We start from the raw sequence: 18,186 nt of genomic DNA, 5'->3' as shown, positions 1-18,186 counted from the left end.
TCCAAATATCAGACAAACCCCACACTTAAATTCGTTATTGATTTATAGTTTTAGGGAAAACATTCCTTCCCTCAGCTATACGCCCAATTCATGATAGTTCATCACCTATTAAATCAATTCAGAGATCTTCCGCTTATCAGTAACCATACAATTAAAGCCTAATAAAGACTCGATTCAGCTCATGTTTCCATGAACCACCACAACTATAAAGTTAAATAAACTTTTCGGTATAAAACGTTATCAGGGACATAACGTCCAAATCTTGAAAACGCTACAGCAAAATAAAAACTTAGGAATGGACATCACAGCACTCAATACCATTCACACTAGCTCATTGGCACCTGCATCCTTAAATAGGGCATGAAATAGGGCACCTTAAAAAATTTGGGATCCAATTCTTTAAAAAGACTTCCCTGAGAATAACTCAGTATTTGCTCTAACTTTCAGTTTCCAATCCCTTTTTCGGGATAGAAACTAAAAGTAGGAACCCTAATCCAACAAGAAAAAATATCCCTAGAGAAAGCGCAGAGTTTCTCATGCTGCCAGTGACCTGCTCAATCACACCATAAGAAAAAGTACCCAGTACTATAGCCAACTTTTCAGTCACATCATAGAAGCTAAAGTAGGACGCATGATCTGTAGTACTGCCGGGGATCAATTTTGAAAATGTGGATCTGGACAAGGATTGTATTCCGCCCATGACCAATCCTACCACAAAAGCCAATGCGAAAAACTCATAAACGGTATAGACATAGTAAGCCCCACCGCATATTCCTACCCACACAAGAACCATGATCACAAGACTTATTTTGTTACCATAGGTCTTAGAGATAAAAGCAAAGAAATAACTTCCGGCGATGGCTACCAGCTGGATGATCAAAATAGTCAATATCAACTGATCCCCGGGCAAACCCAGTTCCTTATCACCAAAGGTGGCAGCGAGATACATAACCGTCTGCACACCCATGGAATAGAAAAAGAAGGATGCCAAGAAACGGTTCATCACCATATGTTCCTTTACCTCATACCATACCTTGCGGATCTCCAGATATCCTTTTACCAGTAATTCTCGCTTAAGATCCTTTCCGTAGGGATTCTTTGGAAGCACCCGAAATGGAATTTGGGAAAATCCGGCCCACCAAAGTCCCGTGATCAAAAATGAAAACCTAGCTGCCATTCCTCCATCTGCTAGCATGAAAAAAGAGGGGTACTGAATCATCAACAAATTCACGACTAAAAGAATTACGCTACCAATATAGCCTAGAGCAAATCCCTTTGCACTCAATAGGTCATACTTATCGGGAGTGGTGATTTCCGGCAAGTAGGCATTGTAAAACACAATACTGCCTGCGTACCCAATACTCGCCAAAATACTAAAACAGATACCCCATTCTAAATTGCTACCGTCAAAAAAGAACAACGCTACACAGGAGAGGGAACCGAGGTAGGCAAAGAATTTTATAAACTGAAGTTTTTTGCCACTGGCATCCGCAATACCCGAGAGCAAGGGGGATATCAAAGCGATGACTAAAAAAGAAAAAGAAATGGAATAAGAATATAACACCGTATTGACGATCTCGAAACCAAAAAAACCAACTTTGTCATCCGGCTTGAGACCTTTGGTCACACTGTTGAAATATACCGGAAAAATAGTGGAGGTGATGACTAAGCTATAGACTGAATTGGCCCAATCATACATAGCCCAGGCATTCTGGACCTTTTTGCTTTGTATTATAGATGATAACATGGTATAAAAAAAAGCTACCCCGAAACCGGGATAGCTTTGCTAAATAGCTTAGATTAGTTTAATCGTTTTGCACTTTACCTACAGAAGCGTACAGTACTCTTCGAGCATCGGCCTCTCTCAGTTCTGTCTGCACATCAGACACAGGCCCCATTTTCACTTCTTTATCTACTTTCATAGAAATCGTAATTCCTGCACGATCTGATTCAGGAAGCATATCACGTTCTTGGTTTACCCATTGTACAATTTCCGGAACATCCATCAGTACATCATTTGCCTGGACTCTAGGTTCAGTACCATAAAGCGCAGTATTCTTAGGTTTTCCTATGAACAGGTAAGAGATAAGAGACTTCTTCTGAAGCTTCTGAAGCTGGGTCGCTTGGGGAATTCTTTGCTCTACCAACAATTCCTGATCTCTCAACACGGTCGTAACCATGAAGAAGAAGAGTAGCATGAATATAATATCCGGCAACGCCGAAGTTGGGATATTTTCCGAAACTTTATTTTTCTTTCCGAACTTTGCCATTTTAATTCCCTCCTACCTTATTAGGTTCTGCAATAGAAATCGCCATTGGCAATCCCTCTTTTCCTTTGTCAATAAGACTTTGCTCAGCATCATTTTTACCGGTCAGTGCCCTGTATTCATCAGTACTGAGATTTACACGGGCAGCATAGATGTCAAAATATGCCTTTTTAGCCAAATCAAATACTTCCAAGTATTTATCATAACTAGTACCCCGGTCAGTCTTTATCGACACTACTGCCTCTCCCGGATCATCAGAAGACTCGGGATCCCTAGCCGCCAATGCTTTCAGGGAAGCAGGAAGTGAATTATACAAAGCAGTACCCTCTTCATCCGGCGCACCAAAATTCAGGATAAATGCTTTCAACTCCTCGTCAAGTCCTTCTGGATTATCTCTAAACTCCCCTTCTACAAGCAACTGATCGTTCGCATTGAGAAGAATGGTGAAGATATTACGCTTATTCAGATCAATCTCCGGTGGAGGATTATTTGGATCAAGCTTCGGAGGAAGCACATTCAAAATACCTTTATCCGAAGCGATCGTAGTGGTGACGAGAAAGAAGATCAGCAGCAGGAAAGCAATATCTGCCATAGAGCCTGCATTGACCTCCGTACTCATTCTATTTTTCTTTCTGGCCATATTATTTTATCGCTTTATTCACTTCTGTCAGTACAATGCCAGCTAAGGCACCGAGTGTTAAGATGTAAGTGGTGATAAGCATCCCCCCTACCAACTGAGACAATTCAGGAGTAAGGTTGAAAGGAGATGCTTCAAATTTAGGAAGAACTTCATTGCTTGAAATTGAGTAGGCGATGAAGAACAATACAACTATAGCAACAATTCCCACTGCAGTTTTGAGCAAGCTCTTTGGGTTATCCAAAGACTTGATCAATGGCATTAAAACAGCCACTACAGCACCAACTGCGATTAGGATGTAACTTCCATACAATAAGATGTCATAAGTATCCATAATGTAGTTTTTCTTTGAGGTTAACGTATAAATTAAGGTTCAACAAATCTGACGGCTTACTTGCCAGTCAATTTGTGCTTAACCAAGATGTCAACCAATGTGATGGAAGCATCTTCCATATCATTAACCAAAGAATCGATTTTAGCTACGCAATAGTTGTAGAACAACTGAAGGATGATCGCTACGATCAAACCAGCAACTGTGGTCAAAAGGGCGATTTTGATACCACCTGCCACTAGAGAAGGGGAAATATCACCAGCCGCTTCGATAGAGTCAAACGCACCAATCATACCGATTACAGTACCCATGAAACCCAACATCGGAGCAAGTGATATAAACAGGGAGATCCAAACAAGACCTTTCTCCAATCTACCCATTTCTACAGAACCATAAGAAATAATAGACTTCTCTACCATTTCGATACCTTCTGAGTATCTCATCAAACCTTGGGTAAAGATGGAAGCAACAGGGCCTTTGGTGTTTTTGGTCACGTCCTTAGCGGCCTCTACTCCACCGGTTTCCAAAGCATCTTCCACTTTGATCAACAATTTCTTCGTGTTGGTCGTAGAAAGGTTCAGGGTGATGATTCTTTCTAAAGCAACCGCTAGACCCAAGATCAAACAGATCAATACTGGAGTCATGTAAAGAGGATCACCTTCGATGAATTTCTCTTTTACTATTTGGTGGAAACTTTGCTCCTCTGCGACGATCTCATCATCAACAATAGTGGGAGATGCAGCAGGCTCAACGGCTACTGGGGTTGTTTCTTCTTGTGCTGCGGTATCTTCTGCCTCTTGTGCGTTAGCAATAACAGGTGCGAATAGGATGCCTGCAAGCATGAACAAAGCGATAAACTTTCTCATAATGTGGATTTTAAATAGACTTTTGATAAAGGTTAAATGGTTTCTAATCTAGAATCGAGTTTTAAAGTTATCATTTTTTAAATTCAAAAAACAATCGATTCTTTTAGATTTTTGTGAAAAATCAGGCTTATATCTCAACAATAAGCAAGGTTTTACACGAACGGACATTTTCTTTTTTTGCTTTAAAAATGACTCTTATCTCCAAAACTCGCCGGTAAGGTTCTTATTTTTTCGCAAAAAGAAAAATAAAAATGCACTTGAAGGCAATCCTTTTAATGATTTCTCTAGAAAATGCTGACTGATTGGCTTTTATAAATCAGGCAACACTGGTTCAATCCGTTCTCTTCCTTTCAATATTGACTTCCTATTCTATAAATATATGGAAACACCTTGATAAAAAATTAAGTAGAATTAACACTATTTAAACTTTTATACTAAAAAAAACAACTCAGAAGTACGACCAATAGTTTTATGTGATTATCCCTATTGGCTCCTGTAGCCATCCGAAGTACAGACTCCTCACTGCAGATAAGCGGTCAGACTTAAGGATCATGGCACCGTAAAAAACCGACTCCATGGCGATCCGGATAAAGAACCGAATTTGATCACGGAAGCCAGTATGGTAACTTTGAAGGGCTGCAATGCATATTTTTCTATCAAGTCTATCTGATCTTGTTCTTGCTACACCCGATCTATAAACCCTGATTATGCATTGGCCACTCCTAATTCTATCCTCAAATAATCGGGAAACCCATGTGCTGAAACGCTTCTTTTAATTCGGGATTTCACAAATAAATATGTAAAACGTTGAAAACGCCATTGCGAGACTTAACATTTGGTTGCCAACCGCACAAAATGGAGATGACAGAAATTGTTCTTGGAACCGTGGTTGTGGTCACCTTGAACGCCTGAGAGAGGAGAATCTCGAAATCGAAAGACCCTCGACTCCTGTCACACTCAGCGAAATCGAAGTGTCGGGCTGACCCGTCCCACATGTCCTCTAATCATTCTGTCATCGGTAGGGACATCAGACCTGTCGAGACGTAATAAGTTAAGTGATTTTTGTTGTTTTCAATTTATGCTATCTCTATGCTCTCAATGCCTTTTTTAAACGCTGTTTCTTTAATTCCATCAATTCTCTGACCTTCTATACGAAACGTATCAATGTCTGTAATACCAAGAAACCCGAGTATGAATTTCAGGTATGGGCTGACAAAATCAAACATTTGAAAGTCGCCTTCGGAATACACACCGCTTGAAGCAATTGCGATATATGCTTTTTTGTTTTTCAAAAAACCTTCTGGCGTTCCGTCTTCATTGTAACGGAAAGTAATCCCTGGCCTTGCGATGTGGTCTAAGAATGCTTTCAAAGTGGAAGGGATTGCGAAATTGTAAAACGGCGCGCCAATAACATAAATGTCCGCTTCCTTCATTTCTGCAATAGCTTCATCTGAAATCTGTATCGCTTTCGCTTGTTCAGGTGTTTGATCCTTGGCAGGCGTAAACCACGAACCAATCTGTAGTGCGTCCAAATGCGGAAACGACTCTTTTGCCAAATCTCTTTCTTTAACGATACTGCCAGGATATTTTGCTTGTATTTTTTCAATAATCTCTTTACCCAGCTTTCTACTGATCGAAACCTCACCTTGTGGGCTTGTAATAATGTGTAATATTCTTTTGCTCATCGTTCTGATTTTTTTGTTGTTCCTGACACAAAATTAGCTACATTAGCTAACAAATAATTAGTAGTAAACAAAAGGTTAGTAGTAACATTTAGGTTAGTTTGAGAGATATGAACCAGAAAACAGTCTTTTCAGAGGTGCAATGCACTAAACACATCAACGCAGTTGAGGACGCTTTGTATGTCTTGGGTGGCAGGTGGAAAATAAGGGTAATGATTGCCGTTTTGGGCGGACATACACGGTTCAACGAATTGCAACGAACAATCAAAGGCATTTCGGCAAGAGTGCTGTCAAACGAATTGAAGCAATTGGAGATAAACGGTTTGGTAAAAAGAGAGGTGCAAGCGGACCAAATCCCTGTTATTGTAGAATACATCGCCACAGACTACGCAACTACACTCAAGGACGTTGTTGGTGCATTAGCCGATTGGGGGCAAAACCATAAAAAGAAAATTACGGCTAACAAATAACACCAACAGACAAAATCCCAGCAGGTAGTCGAATAGGTATAGTGGAATCCAACTTCTGAACCTATGAATTCGTACGGCTCTTCTTACACAATGCATCTCCCTAGTTAGAATGGTCAGCATCCCCTCCGAAGTCAGAACTTGATAAGTCGATTTCAAACCCGAGGGTTCTCATCCCTTCCTCACCATAAGTAATAGATCACACCGAAATAAAAAAAGCCAACCTTATTGCTAAAGTTAGCCTTATTTGCAGAGAGGAAGGGATTGCTCATACACGCTGCCATGCCGCACTGTCCCTCGCGAATCTCCCTGCGGTCGATTTCAAACCTAGGGTTCTCGTCCCTTCCTCACCATAAGTAATAGATCACACCGAAATGAAAAAAGCCAACCTTATTGCTAAAGTTGGCCTTATTTGCAGAGAGGAAGGGGAATGAACCTAGCTACTATATAATTGATAATCAGTTAATTACAAATTAGATTTTCACAGAACTACACGATTGACGCAATCCAATAATTTATAACGAAAACAAAACACAATTCGTTGTAAATCAGGATATTACAATAGCTTAAAGCTTCCTGCTTACTTCTTGTATTAAAAGAACTTGTTCTCAAGAACGAGGTAAATTTACAAAAATTCCAAAGTATAGCCTAGTATGAATCCAATACTTTGCTAAAAATGATTTAGAATTGCAAACCTTAATGAATTGAAAAACTAGTAAAACCAGATGTTACTCTTTGAAGATAAATAAGGGCTGTCAATATTTAATTTTTTTCAATGTTTAAGAACAACAAGGCTTGTGCTCTTGAATAGGAGGACAAGGCACTGTTCCATAGGAGCAATAAACACAGCAATCTCCCTTCTTAGGTTTCAATACCATTTTACAATTCTCACAGTCATAAAAGAATTGACAGGCCTCTGTCGGCATGGTTTCTTCTTTCTGATTTCCGCACTCAGGGCAGGTGATTATTGATTTTAGTAGGACATTCATGCTAATTACTTTTCCTTTCTTTCTGTTACTTTGTATCCTGTTTTATTTATTGCTGTTTCAATTTCAGAAGCATTCGTTTTTAAGCTGTCAAACTGTATAACAGCATTGCCGTTATCATATGATGTGGTCGAGCTGATTATTCCAGAAAGTTTATTCACTTCATGGTTTACATATTCTTCACAACTTGCGCATGTCATCCCATTGATAGAAAACTCTACGGTCTGAAGATTTTCATTGTCAACCAGTACCGTCTGGCTTCCTGTCTTGGGGTAGAAGATTTGCGAGTAACTTGGAAAGGCAAGCATGAGCATAGCAAACGCTGTCAAAACACCCAAAAATGTTTTGGTTTCAATCAACTTCGGTTTAGTCCGCGTTTCGCAATAGCAATCCGCTTCTCTTTTAGGTTTCAAAATCTGATACCAAGCAAAACCAAGAGTCAAAATTGTAAAAGCAATAAAGTAAGGTCTTGCTGATTCAAGCCAGGAAAAAGTGGATGCGATTCCGCTTGTTCCCGCGACAAGAGCAAAAACAGGAGTAATGCAACATATGGAAGCCGTAAAGGATGATAGAACTCCTGCGCCGATTAGTGTATTATCTTTCTTCATACAGTTTCGAAAACTTTATTTTCCTCAATTAATGTGAATATCGGTTTAAGCAGGATTTTATACTCTTCAGCTAAGGAGTAGAAAATAGTTTGCGCTTGTCTTTCAGCTTCGATGACCTTCTGATTTTTGAGTTTCCTGAGATGTTGAGAAATTGCCGATATGGTCATTCCTAGAATATCACTCAAATCACATACACATAGTTGTTTCTCTTCATAAAGCAGGAAAAGAATTTTCAACCTGACCTTATTCCCAGCCAGCTCAAGTCCCTTTGATAAATAGTCGAAGGATTCGTGAAGCTCAAAAACTCGGCTTTTGCAGTGGTTTAGTTGTTCAACGTCCGCTTGTTGCCTAATACAAGAAATGATATCCATGAATACAAAAATAAGGAGACTTCTTATTTAAGCAAATGCTTAAATACATTTTTACTTTTGTTCTAAAAATCCAATACTCTGCAACGTTAATATCCTAAAATCAAATATTTTTACTTAGTCTGAAATTATCCTTACCTACCGTTATTTCGAATAAAATCACTTCATGTTTTTCTATTTGCTCACTTTTAAAATTCTAAATGCCCCTTGAACAACCAAGACAAAAACAATTGTTCCTATAACCAGATCTGGCGTACTGGATTCTAGCCAATGAACTAATAGGCCTGCGGCAATTACACCTAAATTAATAATCACATCATTTGAAGTAAAAATCATACTTGCTTTCATATGAGCCTCTTCTTTGCTTTTCGATTTTTGCAACAGATAAAGACAAATTCCATTCGCCATGAGGGCAAGAATTGAGACAATAATCATTGTTGAAAAATCCGGAAGCTTCTCGACTCCAAAAAATCTTCTTAATACCTCTACAAATCCGATGATCGCAAGTATGATCTGAAAATATCCAGCCCATTTAGCAATCCGCTTTTTCCTATATATTGTTCCCCCCACTGCAAATAAACTTATCCCATACACAAAGCTATCCGCAAGCATATCCAAGCTATCGGCAACCAGCCCCATAGATTTGGAAATAATTCCTGTGGTCATTTCGATTAGAAAAAACGCAAAATTTATTGCAAGGACAGACCATAGTAACTTTTTTTGGTGAGTGTGTTCTTTAAAGACCGATTGGTCAGTCTGCTCGGTGGAAATTTTCCTCCCTCCTAAATTTAAGTCCACAACAGACTTTTCGATGGCTTCAATTTCCCCTTGATGAAAAACTGTCAGTTTCCGTTTTGGGATATCAAATTCCAAATTTTCAATACTGGAAATACCGTCCAAATTCATCCTGATAAGGTTCTCCTCCGAAGGGCAGTCCATTTTGGTTATCTCAAAGATTGTTTTTTGCATGTTGACTAGCTTATCTTTTGACAGCAAGATTTTTAAGATTTAAATATATATTATCAATCAGAACTCTTCAGATCAATGTTGATATGTTCGGTATCTATATCGCTTAAAATTGCATGAATCTGCTCTTTTATAGCACTTGAATCCGATAATAATCGAATGTCTGAAACTATAACATGTGCAGTGACCACAGCTTTTTCCTCCGTTAGCGACCATATATGTAAATGCTCTACATCTTTAACTTTGTCCAAGCAAAGTATTTTTTGACGAAGTTCAGGGAGATTGATGTTCTTCGGAACTTTTTGAAGCAGTATTTTTAGTGCCTGTACCAGTTTATGCATAGCAAATACAAGAACAGTAAGGTTAATAACAATGGCCAGAATAGGATCCAATATTGGAACATCAAATAGCAACATGACAATGCTCCCAACAAGAACAGCAACCCATCCAAGAGCATCCTCTAAAAGATGAATCATCATAACCTGTTTGTTCATCGATTTACCGGATTTCAACTTCCAAACACCGATTCCATTTAAGGCTATACCCAAAAATGAAATGCCAAGCATCCAATATGCATCAGGGTTCTGTGGATTTATTATTCGCTCAACAGATGCATAAACTATATAGATTGATCCGAGCAATAATGTCAACGCGTTTATCATCGCTCCCAATAAAGAAAACCGGGCATATCCATAAGAATATTTATCCGTACTTCCTTTCCTGGATTTCTTTTCGAAGTACCAGCCTGCACCCAGTGAAAGACTGTCAGCAAAATCATGGAGTGAGTCTGCTAAAATAGCGATACTGCCTGAAATCAAACCACCTGTGACTTCTAGCACGGTAAAGGCTAGATTCAGGAAAAAGGCTGTCCTGATATTGTTATCTTTTTTTGCCACTGCCTAGCTGTTATTTTTTAATCCACTTGAATGCAGTTTCTTTTTCTGAAATATCAAAGTATTTAACTTCACCTGAACTGAAAAAACCCATTAGGTCAGACATTTTTTCTTCCCACTTTTTTTCGCCTACCATGGCCACTTTATCAAAGTCATTGGCATGTTTGGCATCAAACTTTAAATCTTCCGAAAAAACGTTCAGTTCGCACCCGTCAAATCTTCCATTTCAAAATACCAACGGATCTTCCGGTATTGCTTCAGCTTATCGTTGAACAGTGGCAACAGTTTATCGTAATCAACTTCCGTTAATTTTCCTGTGGCTTTTGTCGCAATGATGTTGCCTTTTGTTTGTTCGAGTATTTGAATCATCGTATTTCAGATTTTCAATTTTTATTCTCTATGCTTTTTCTTCTGATTATTGTATTCCGAAGCTGCAACACCTTTCCTGCGTGCACTTTGTGCCTGTTTAAGTATTTTCCATCCTCCCTGTAGCACCACTCCAACCACAATAAGGCTGATGATCAAATCCGGAAGAGGGGAGTTAAACACCATCACCCCGACACCGGACAATACAATGCCTAAATTTACCAGCATATCGTTGCTGGTAAATACCATGGAGGCCTTCATGTGTACGCCTCTTTCCCCTTGAGATTTCAGCAAGCGCAAGGCAAGCAGGTTACTTGCTGCATTTACTATAGCCGTGATGATCATGGCCCATCCAATTGGTTCGGCTTCTGTAACAAAACGCCTGATCACTTCACCCAACAAAAGCAGACCCAGCCCAATTAAAAGAACACCGGAAAGGTTTGCAGCGCGTGATTGAGCTACAACACCTTTGCCCACAGCGTAAATGCTTACAAGGTAAACGGCTGAGTCAGCAAGATTGTCAAGTGCAGCACCCAATAGCCCTGTGGAATTTGCTATAAAGCCAACAATACCGGCCAGTGCCACCTGAAACATATTGATTCCCAGAACCTGTTTTAATGTTTTTCTTTCAGCTTTATTAGAAGCATCGAGCTGGATCTCGTCTTCTTCGTTGTTGTTATTATCGCTCATGACTGGTCTATTATTTTAATGGAATTACCTCACGAACCTTACCACCGGATGTCTGTTCAGGCAGTTCTTCAGCTTTCTCCAAGGTGATGTTTTCAAGTCTATTCTCTTTTAGCACACCAGCTAGCTCTGCGAGTATTGTTTGCCAAATCCGCTCAGGTTCTGCACCAGCCGAAAGCTTCAGGCGTATACGAAGATTTGTCGGACAGGTCTGTACAAGCTGGAACAAATCAATCCCGGGAATGCGTGCAGCTACAGTGCTGAATGCCAAAGGCGCAATAGATACTTTTTCCCCATCCGCAGGAAAAGTAAGCACATCAGAAGAGCGGCCTTGTACACGAATAGCAGGAAGCGGGTTACCACATTTGCAGGGTTCAGGTTTTTGTAAAATACTATCTCCAAGGTCATAGCGAAGTATGGGCTGTATTTTATTAGCAAGATTGGTTAGAAGTACAGTGTATGACTGTTTCCCTGGAGGAGTTGGTTTATAATCCTCGTCAACAGGTTCCAGTATCACCCAATCGCTATTTACATGGAGCCAGCCATATCTGCACCTGTAGCTAATAAAAGGACATTCCGTAGCAGCATAACTATCGTAGACTTTAGCATTTAATGCCCTTGAAATCCGTTGGTACTCTTTTTCAGGTAACCCTTCTGCAGAGAGCACGATTAGCGAAGGATTTATGTGCAGCCGTCCAGCTTCCTGTTCACTGGCCAGCAGCGGGCCCATACTTGCATAGGGGGCAAGTATTATGGGCTGGAACTGGTTGAGGTTTTTAACCATATCTGGTATGGGCATGTTCACAGGAAGGACCTGATACCTTTTGTCACGCTTCTTTTTTAGCCGTACCGCAGCGATGGCGGAAGCAAAGTGCCCACCCATTGCGTTTATCATCGTCAAACGGCCCCGGTTAACAAGAATACGAATGAAGTCGCCTAAACCAAGCCAGGAAATCATCATGCGAAATGCAAGAGCGCCCACTACTTTAAAGCTCCTCTCATCAATAAGGAATATTCCCTTTTTTCCTGTAGTTCCGGAGGTAGTAGCGACAGTGTACTTGTTTAAAAAATACACCCCAATGAATTCGGGATTACCAACAAATGCCTGTGCTTTTTCAATGGTTACTTCTGGATCGGTGACGAAATCGTTAAAATGCTCCATTAACTCTTTTTTACTTGTAACCGGCAAGCATGTTGGATCTTCAATCTGCTTTGGTAACTCTTGATATAGTTCCTGATAATAAGGTGAGTTTGCACGAGCAAAGGCTACAATATCAGCCAAACGTTTACTTTGCCGTGTTTCTATTCCTTTTAAGCCTTCTTTCTTAGCCTTCCAGGTATCAAACAGCATCCATAAAACCGTGGTTTTAATTTTATTCATATGGCAATTTTTTTATTTTACTTATCATAAAACCACTGCGTGGCAGCGTGGGCATACGCGATAAACTGAATGTCAAATCCTGATCGGGTACCTCATAAGTCATCCGATTTGTCAGAAAATCTACAGCTTGTTTCATCGATTCAATGGTAAGCCATTCACCCGCACACCGATGACCGTGTAGATGTTCTCCTCCACCTTGCGGAATTAAGGTAAAGGGATTGCCGTCCCAGTTTATAAATCTTTCAGGATTAAATTCCTGAGGATGTTGCCATAATTCAGGATCGTGAAGCATGCCATATATATCCAGCAACACCAGCCTGCCACGCTTAAATGTATATCCCTTCCATTCAAATTCTTTTCGCACAATGGCGCCTACCATTGGGGTGAATGGATAAAACCTTCGTACTTCCTGTACCAGCATTTCTGTCAGATTCTCTTTCTCTGTCTGTATTTCTTTTTTGTATTGTGGATATTGATGTAAAGCAAGAGCAGTAAAAGTAATGTAGGTTGCTATGGCTACGGTGGGTCTTACTACATTGAGCAGCTCTACTGCTGCAACCTTTGTGTCCAACAATTTACCATCAAGCTCACAGTGAAAAGCAATTGAGTGGGCGGCAGTGCCCTTTTCTACCTGAATTTTGCCGTTACGGATTTCTTTAATAAGGTTACCAATCCATTTTTCAGCTCTTTTCCGAGCCTGCTTTCCTCTCCAGTGCCTTGGACCGATGGCTCCAAAGGCATCTACCATAGCCCCAAGATCCTTTGCTCTTTGTTGCACTTCTTCTTCTCGCAGCGGCACTCCCGACCACGAACAGACTGCACGACAGAGTAGCGCCTGTACTTCGTTAAATAATATTATTTGCTCTTCTTTCTCCCATTTACTAATGTATGTTTCCCAATAACCTTTTTTGATCTCTAAGAACTGTTCAAGGCTATCCGGCTTCATCAAAGACATAAACATTTCTTTTCTTTGTCTGTGTGCTGAATTATCCAATGTCTGAACCCCCTTTTGGCCGAATAATGTTTTTTGCACTCTTTTAGGAGTAGCACCTTTGCGCTGAAACTTTTCATTATCGTAGAAAACCTCCGCGGCTTCTCTTCCACTCATGCAGATCGTTTTCTTTAACATTAAGCGAGTTCTAAAAATATTGGATCCAAGCTTTTTACGCTTTTTCTGTATAAATTCATAGCCGTCACGAAGTAGCGTCAAACTGCTATCGATGTTTTTGTCTTTCGGAATAGTTGTCATATTCTTTATATCTTTAAATAATCATTTTTTCTTATTTTATATACACTACCCTTTTTATATACCGACAATCTTCTCATATCCTCAAATTGACACCAAAAATAATTTGCCTGAAACCACCTCCGAATATCCCTGATGTGGCACGGTTCAAGCGAGAGGCCCGGTAAATTTCATTGGTAACATTCTTTCCGTTAACAAAGGCAGTCATACTCAGTTTTTTACCCAAAATAAAATCATAGTTCACGTAGGCATCTATCGAACGATAGGCAGGCAGCTTTCCGATTGCCCCATCGGCAGACTCGTTGCTAAAATTATGGAACTCGGTGAATTGCTCGCTTACGAAATGTCCACTGACTCCAACGGATAGGTTTTGGAAATCATAGTTCAAACCAATGCTCGCGTTCCATTTGGGTGTGTAAGGAGCTTCGGCATCTGAAATGCCGTCCTCTCCAAAACGGATAACGCTTTTTGTTATGTTCTGAAAATCAGCTTGATCTATGGTTTCATCAGTAAGTAATACTTCACCTCCCGAACCGTCCGAAACATATACCTCATAGGCACTTCGGTTGGCGTTTACTTTATCGATATACTCGTTTTGGGTGGCGGTACTGTGAATGACTTGCGAAAAAAGATCTTTGTCCACCAATCTACCTTCCAACACTTTCGACTGCATCACATTGATATTTCCGAAAAGACGAATATGGTGCTGGTTTATATTGAAAAGTTCCGCACCAAGAGCAACCTCCAACCCTTGCACATTAATTTTGCCTAATCCCTGAAATACTTCATTTCGGCCTCCCGCATAGAAATTCCGGCTGGTATTGTTGAAGTAGGTCAGTTGCCCGTCAATGCGATTATCCCATAAATTTCCTCGCCAACCGATTTCCCTGTTCCACGCCAATTCGGGTTCAATGTTGATGCTTTGTCCTGCAAGCGGGTTGGTAACAACACCGTCCTGCTCCACCAAAAACCCGAATACCTTGGACGGGGCTATCATACCCTGATAGATGCTTCCATAAAATTCCCCATCTTGAATGCGATAATCTACTGTAAGGCCCGGTAAAAATTGCGTGTAAGCATTCGGCTCCCTACCTTCTTCCGTGCTGTTTATGTTCGGGTTTTGGGCAAGAGCCAATAAATCTTGTCGGTACATATCCACGTATTCCAAACGAAGGATAGGTGTGATGCCCCATTTTCCGATATTAAATTCATTTCGGATAAAACCGTTGAAAGACCATAACCTGTACCACAAATCTGTTGTGGTGGTTCCATTTCTTGCCCACCTACTGCTGTCGGCCACTAAAAAGCGGTCTTTGAAGGTTTCACGGTGCAAATTGATAGCTGCTTCCAGGTGTTGTTTTTCACCGAATGCTTGCCAATCATAATTCATCGTTTCTTTTAATCCCGAAACAGTGTATGTCCAACGACTATCCGTGGTGCTTTCCCGACCGTTCAGCACCCTGCCCACAATAACGTAATCCTCTTCTCCCAAGGTATTTCCATTCAAATAGCTGTAACGGTCGTTGAAAATCGCATCTCCAACGTAATTCCTTACCTCTGATGCTTTGACCTTTGCCGTGATTTGTCTCCACCAATCCCGCTCAAAATCGGTAGCATAAATTTTTGAGGTGAAACTCAGGTTACTATTAGGCAACCATTTATGGATAATGTCCACCCCATAACGCCTCATGGTAAATTGGTCAGCATCCAAGGGATTTTGGGTTGGGTCGGTATCGAAGGTAAATGGTGTTTGGGAACTTAATGAAGCTTGATTATCCTCAAATTGGCCACTCACTTTGAAATACAGGGATTGATTATCAGAAAGTTTAGCATATATTTTCGCATTCAAATTCAGCACTTCTACCGATGAATTATCGGTAAATCCATCAAACTTTTTGTAAACGCCCTCGACCAATGCCCCTAGATTGTTCCAGGTGCCGCCATAAGACAATAAGCCTGTTTGATAATTTCGTTGACCACCAATCAACTTCATTCGTAATTCAGGTTTTTGAGGCGGCAATGCGGTAATGTAATTAATGGCACCATACATATTATTTGGCCCAAAACGCAGCATATCTGCACCTTTGTACACCTCGATGGCGGTCAACCGGTCGCTCACAGGGTTGTAATAAGCACCCGGTGCAATGTAGGGAGCAGGTGCGGATGGTGTTCCATCTTCCATCAACAGTACCTTTTTAGAACGCCTTCCCCAGGACCCTCTGATACTTATATTGGGGCGGTTTGAAAGCCCCATATCACCTACAATGTTCACTCCGGGTACCATCCGCAGCACTTCTTCCGCACTCAGTGGATTGATGTTTTTCAGGGCAATCGGACTTATTCTGAAATTGCTTCCTTTAAATTCCTCTTTAAAATTATTGGGTGATGCACTTACGATGACTTCATCCAAAGTTGTACTGGCTCGTACCAGGGCTATTACTCCCAAATCGGGTGAGTCAGTATTGACGGAAAAAGTTTTTGCGTCATAACCCAAATATTTTATTTTAATTGTATATGAGCCATCCGGAAGTGTGATCTCAAAAAATCCCGATTCATTGGTTACAGTACCAACGCCCTGAGGTTCCACCATAATCTGAGAGCCAATAAGTGGTTGTTTATCCTCACTGTCAACCACCTTTCCACTTACTTTAATTTGGGCAAAAGAGGTAATACTTAATAGTGTTAATAATAAGATCAAGAGTACATTTTGTTTTGTCATCTTCAGTCTTAATTTAGTTTGCTAATTCTATAATTTAATTTCAAATATTGAGTACTACTTCTTATAAGCCTACAAGGCAACAATCGCAACGTATTAAACACCACTACTTATATGGAAGCTTCATGGATTGAAAGGCTTAAATATGTAATGCCCTGTCTTCTGTTGCCGCTAAACAAGCTTCCTTAAAGGTTTCGGAAAATGTGGGGTGCCCGTGCGACATCCGTGCAACATCTTCGGCAGATGCCCTAAACTCCATGGCCACCACCGCTTCGGTATAACTGTCCGCGATGCGTGGGCCTATCATGTGCACTCCCAATATCTCATCTGTTTCCTTATCTGCAATTACCTTGATAAAGCCATCGGTATCCATACTTATTTTTGCCCTTGCATTGGCCTTGAATGGAAAAGATCCTGTTTTTATATTTTTATTGGCCTTTTTCAATTCTTCCTCTGTCAAACCTACTCCTGCAACCTCGGGTTGGGTGTACACAATATTTGGGATGAGCGAATAATTGATATGTGGTTTTTGGCCAACAATCCGTTCGGCTACAAATACGCCTTCTTCACTGGCTTTATGGGCAAGCATTGCTCCCCGGATCACATCTCCTATGGCATATACACCCTGTACGCTGGTTTCGAGGTTTTCATCTACCTTTATCTGTCCTTTCTCGTTGGTTTCCACTCCTATATTTTCAAGGCCCAAATTGGCGGTGTATGGTTTTCGGCCAATGGCCATAAGGCAATAATCTCCTTCTAACAATATTTCTTCTTTATCGGAAAGGTTTTCCGCTTTCAATTCCACTTTGTTATCTGTTGCTGTTGCATTTGTCACCTTATGTTCCAAATAAAACTCAATTCCCTGTTTTCTTAGGGAACGGTGCAGTTGATGTCCCAGTGCGCCATCCATAGAGGCAATAAGGCTATCAAAATATTCCACAATAGACACCTTAGAGCCCAGGCGGGCAAAAACAGAACCTATCTCAACCCCGATAACGCCACCGCCAACGACCATTAAATGCTTGGGGATTTCCCGTAGCGCAAGGGCCTCGGTAGAAGAGATTATCCTTTTTTTATCGATTTTAATATTGGGCAGTGAAGCGGGTTTGGACCCTGTGGCAATGATTATTTTATCGGTTGCTATGGTTTCATTTTTATCTTCGCCCTTAATTTCAATCGTGTTTTTGTCCTTGATGGTGCCGTGGCCTTCATATACGGTAACTTTGTTCTTTTTCATCAGATAGTCAACGCCATTGATGATTTCCTGTACCACATCCTGTACCCTTTGGTTCATTTTTTTGATATCGACATTGGCTTCTTTTACATCAATCCCAAAATTTTCAAATTGATGCTTGAGTTTGAAATAATGCTCAGAGGCTTCCAACCAGGCTTTTGACGGGATACAGCCCACATTAAGGCAGGTGCCTCCCAACGTGCTGTACCTTTCAATAATTGCCGTTTTCAATCCTAATTGAGCACATCGAATGGCGCTTACATACCCGCCAGGGCCAGAGCCTATTATAGTTACATCAAATTTTTCCATATTCGTATGTTTTTTAAATTAAAGTTGACCATTGAGCCGTTAGGGTTCAGTTTTCAGGCACCCCAACCTGTTGCTTTTCCTAAGACTTTTTGCTAACTCCTTTTAGCTTTCAACACTTTACATATTCAATTTTCTCACTTCTCATAAGCCAACAAACGCAAAGCATTAAACACAAC

The 18,186-nt window shown here is 40.6% G+C and carries 17 protein-coding genes and 1 pseudogene; 1 reads left to right on the top strand and 17 read right to left on the bottom strand.

Annotation, left to right across the window (positions count from 1 at the left end):
• Nucleotides 1-436: 436 nt before the first annotated feature.
• The 6 genes from LZF95_RS17725 to LZF95_RS17700 form a co-directional block, all read right to left on the bottom strand.
• Nucleotides 437-1,747 (bottom strand): MFS transporter, encoded by a 1,311-nt coding sequence (locus LZF95_RS17725; protein ID WP_233756366.1) that lies wholly within the window; start codon nucleotides 1,745-1,747, stop codon nucleotides 437-439.
• A 58-nt stretch (nucleotides 1,748-1,805) separates the two neighbouring features.
• Nucleotides 1,806-2,270, bottom strand: coding sequence for a biopolymer transporter ExbD (locus tag LZF95_RS17720; protein ID WP_233756365.1), 465 nt, complete (start codon nucleotides 2,268-2,270; stop codon nucleotides 1,806-1,808).
• A gap of 1 nt (nucleotide 2,271) precedes the next feature.
• Nucleotides 2,272-2,907 (bottom strand): biopolymer transporter ExbD, encoded by a 636-nt coding sequence (locus tag LZF95_RS17715; protein WP_233756364.1) that lies wholly within the window; start codon nucleotides 2,905-2,907, stop codon nucleotides 2,272-2,274.
• 1 nt (nucleotide 2,908) lies between these two features.
• Complete coding sequence (locus LZF95_RS17710) at nucleotides 2,909-3,238, bottom strand: hypothetical protein (RefSeq protein ID WP_233756363.1); 330 nt, start codon at nucleotides 3,236-3,238, stop codon at nucleotides 2,909-2,911.
• A 56-nt stretch (nucleotides 3,239-3,294) separates the two neighbouring features.
• Nucleotides 3,295-4,101 carry a MotA/TolQ/ExbB proton channel family protein gene (locus LZF95_RS17705; RefSeq protein WP_233756362.1) on the bottom strand — a complete coding sequence of 269 codons (807 nt, stop codon included), beginning with the start codon at nucleotides 4,099-4,101 and terminating at the stop codon, nucleotides 3,295-3,297.
• Between the two features lie 1,076 nt (nucleotides 4,102-5,177).
• The gene (locus LZF95_RS17700) at nucleotides 5,178-5,786 is read right to left on the bottom strand and encodes an FMN-dependent NADH-azoreductase (RefSeq protein WP_233756361.1); all 609 of its coding nucleotides are present in this window, start codon (nucleotides 5,784-5,786) and stop codon (nucleotides 5,178-5,180) included.
• Nucleotides 5,787-5,893: 107 nt separating this feature from the next.
• Between LZF95_RS17700 and LZF95_RS17695 the strand changes: the two genes are divergently transcribed.
• Nucleotides 5,894-6,253 (top strand): helix-turn-helix domain-containing protein, encoded by a 360-nt coding sequence (locus LZF95_RS17695; RefSeq protein ID WP_233756360.1) that lies wholly within the window; start codon nucleotides 5,894-5,896, stop codon nucleotides 6,251-6,253.
• A gap of 776 nt (nucleotides 6,254-7,029) precedes the next feature.
• On the opposite strand, the gene LZF95_RS17690 is transcribed toward LZF95_RS17695, so the two are convergent.
• From LZF95_RS17690 to lpdA, 11 genes and pseudogenes are all read right to left on the bottom strand, one after another.
• Nucleotides 7,030-7,239: a GDCCVxC domain-containing (seleno)protein gene (locus tag LZF95_RS17690; protein ID WP_233756359.1), complete on the bottom strand. Its 210-nt coding sequence runs from the start codon at nucleotides 7,237-7,239 to the stop codon at nucleotides 7,030-7,032.
• Nucleotides 7,240-7,244: 5 nt separating this feature from the next.
• A complete protein-coding gene (gene merTP, locus LZF95_RS17685; RefSeq protein WP_233756358.1) occupies nucleotides 7,245-7,844 on the bottom strand; it encodes a mercuric transport protein MerTP in 600 nt (199 codons plus the stop codon).
• Nucleotides 7,841-8,215: a metalloregulator ArsR/SmtB family transcription factor gene (locus LZF95_RS17680; protein WP_233756357.1), complete on the bottom strand. Its 375-nt coding sequence runs from the start codon at nucleotides 8,213-8,215 to the stop codon at nucleotides 7,841-7,843. Before LZF95_RS17680 ends, merTP begins: the two co-directional genes overlap by 4 nt.
• A gap of 171 nt (nucleotides 8,216-8,386) precedes the next feature.
• The gene (locus tag LZF95_RS17675) at nucleotides 8,387-9,181 is read right to left on the bottom strand and encodes a cation transporter (protein WP_233756356.1); all 795 of its coding nucleotides are present in this window, start codon (nucleotides 9,179-9,181) and stop codon (nucleotides 8,387-8,389) included.
• Between the two features lie 53 nt (nucleotides 9,182-9,234).
• Nucleotides 9,235-10,074 (bottom strand): cation diffusion facilitator family transporter, encoded by an 840-nt coding sequence (locus LZF95_RS17670; protein ID WP_233756355.1) that lies wholly within the window; start codon nucleotides 10,072-10,074, stop codon nucleotides 9,235-9,237.
• Between the two features lie 10 nt (nucleotides 10,075-10,084).
• Nucleotides 10,085-10,440: pseudogene (locus LZF95_RS27795) on the bottom strand (STAS/SEC14 domain-containing protein).
• Nucleotides 10,441-10,461: 21 nt separating this feature from the next.
• Complete coding sequence (locus LZF95_RS17655; protein ID WP_233756352.1) at nucleotides 10,462-11,127, bottom strand: cation transporter; 666 nt, start codon at nucleotides 11,125-11,127, stop codon at nucleotides 10,462-10,464.
• A gap of 10 nt (nucleotides 11,128-11,137) precedes the next feature.
• Nucleotides 11,138-12,505 (bottom strand): phenylacetate--CoA ligase family protein, encoded by a 1,368-nt coding sequence (locus tag LZF95_RS17650; RefSeq protein WP_233756351.1) that lies wholly within the window; start codon nucleotides 12,503-12,505, stop codon nucleotides 11,138-11,140.
• Complete coding sequence (locus LZF95_RS17645; RefSeq protein WP_233756350.1) at nucleotides 12,498-13,754, bottom strand: cytochrome P450; 1,257 nt, start codon at nucleotides 13,752-13,754, stop codon at nucleotides 12,498-12,500. The genes LZF95_RS17650 and LZF95_RS17645 overlap by 8 nt, the downstream gene beginning before the upstream one ends.
• A gap of 73 nt (nucleotides 13,755-13,827) precedes the next feature.
• The gene (locus LZF95_RS17640) at nucleotides 13,828-16,470 is read right to left on the bottom strand and encodes a TonB-dependent receptor (protein ID WP_233756349.1); all 2,643 of its coding nucleotides are present in this window, start codon (nucleotides 16,468-16,470) and stop codon (nucleotides 13,828-13,830) included.
• Nucleotides 16,471-16,606: 136 nt separating this feature from the next.
• Nucleotides 16,607-18,010, bottom strand: a complete 1,404-nt coding sequence (gene lpdA / locus LZF95_RS17635; protein ID WP_233756348.1) for a dihydrolipoyl dehydrogenase — start codon at nucleotides 18,008-18,010, stop codon at nucleotides 16,607-16,609.
• Between the last annotated feature and the right edge of the window lie 176 nt (nucleotides 18,011-18,186).

Source organism: Algoriphagus sp. AGSA1 (genome assembly GCF_021390545.1).
GTDB lineage: Bacteria > Bacteroidota > Bacteroidia > Cytophagales > Cyclobacteriaceae > Algoriphagus.
The sequence above is the reverse complement of the archived record's forward strand: the minus strand, read 5'-3'. Positions and strand labels throughout refer to the sequence as shown.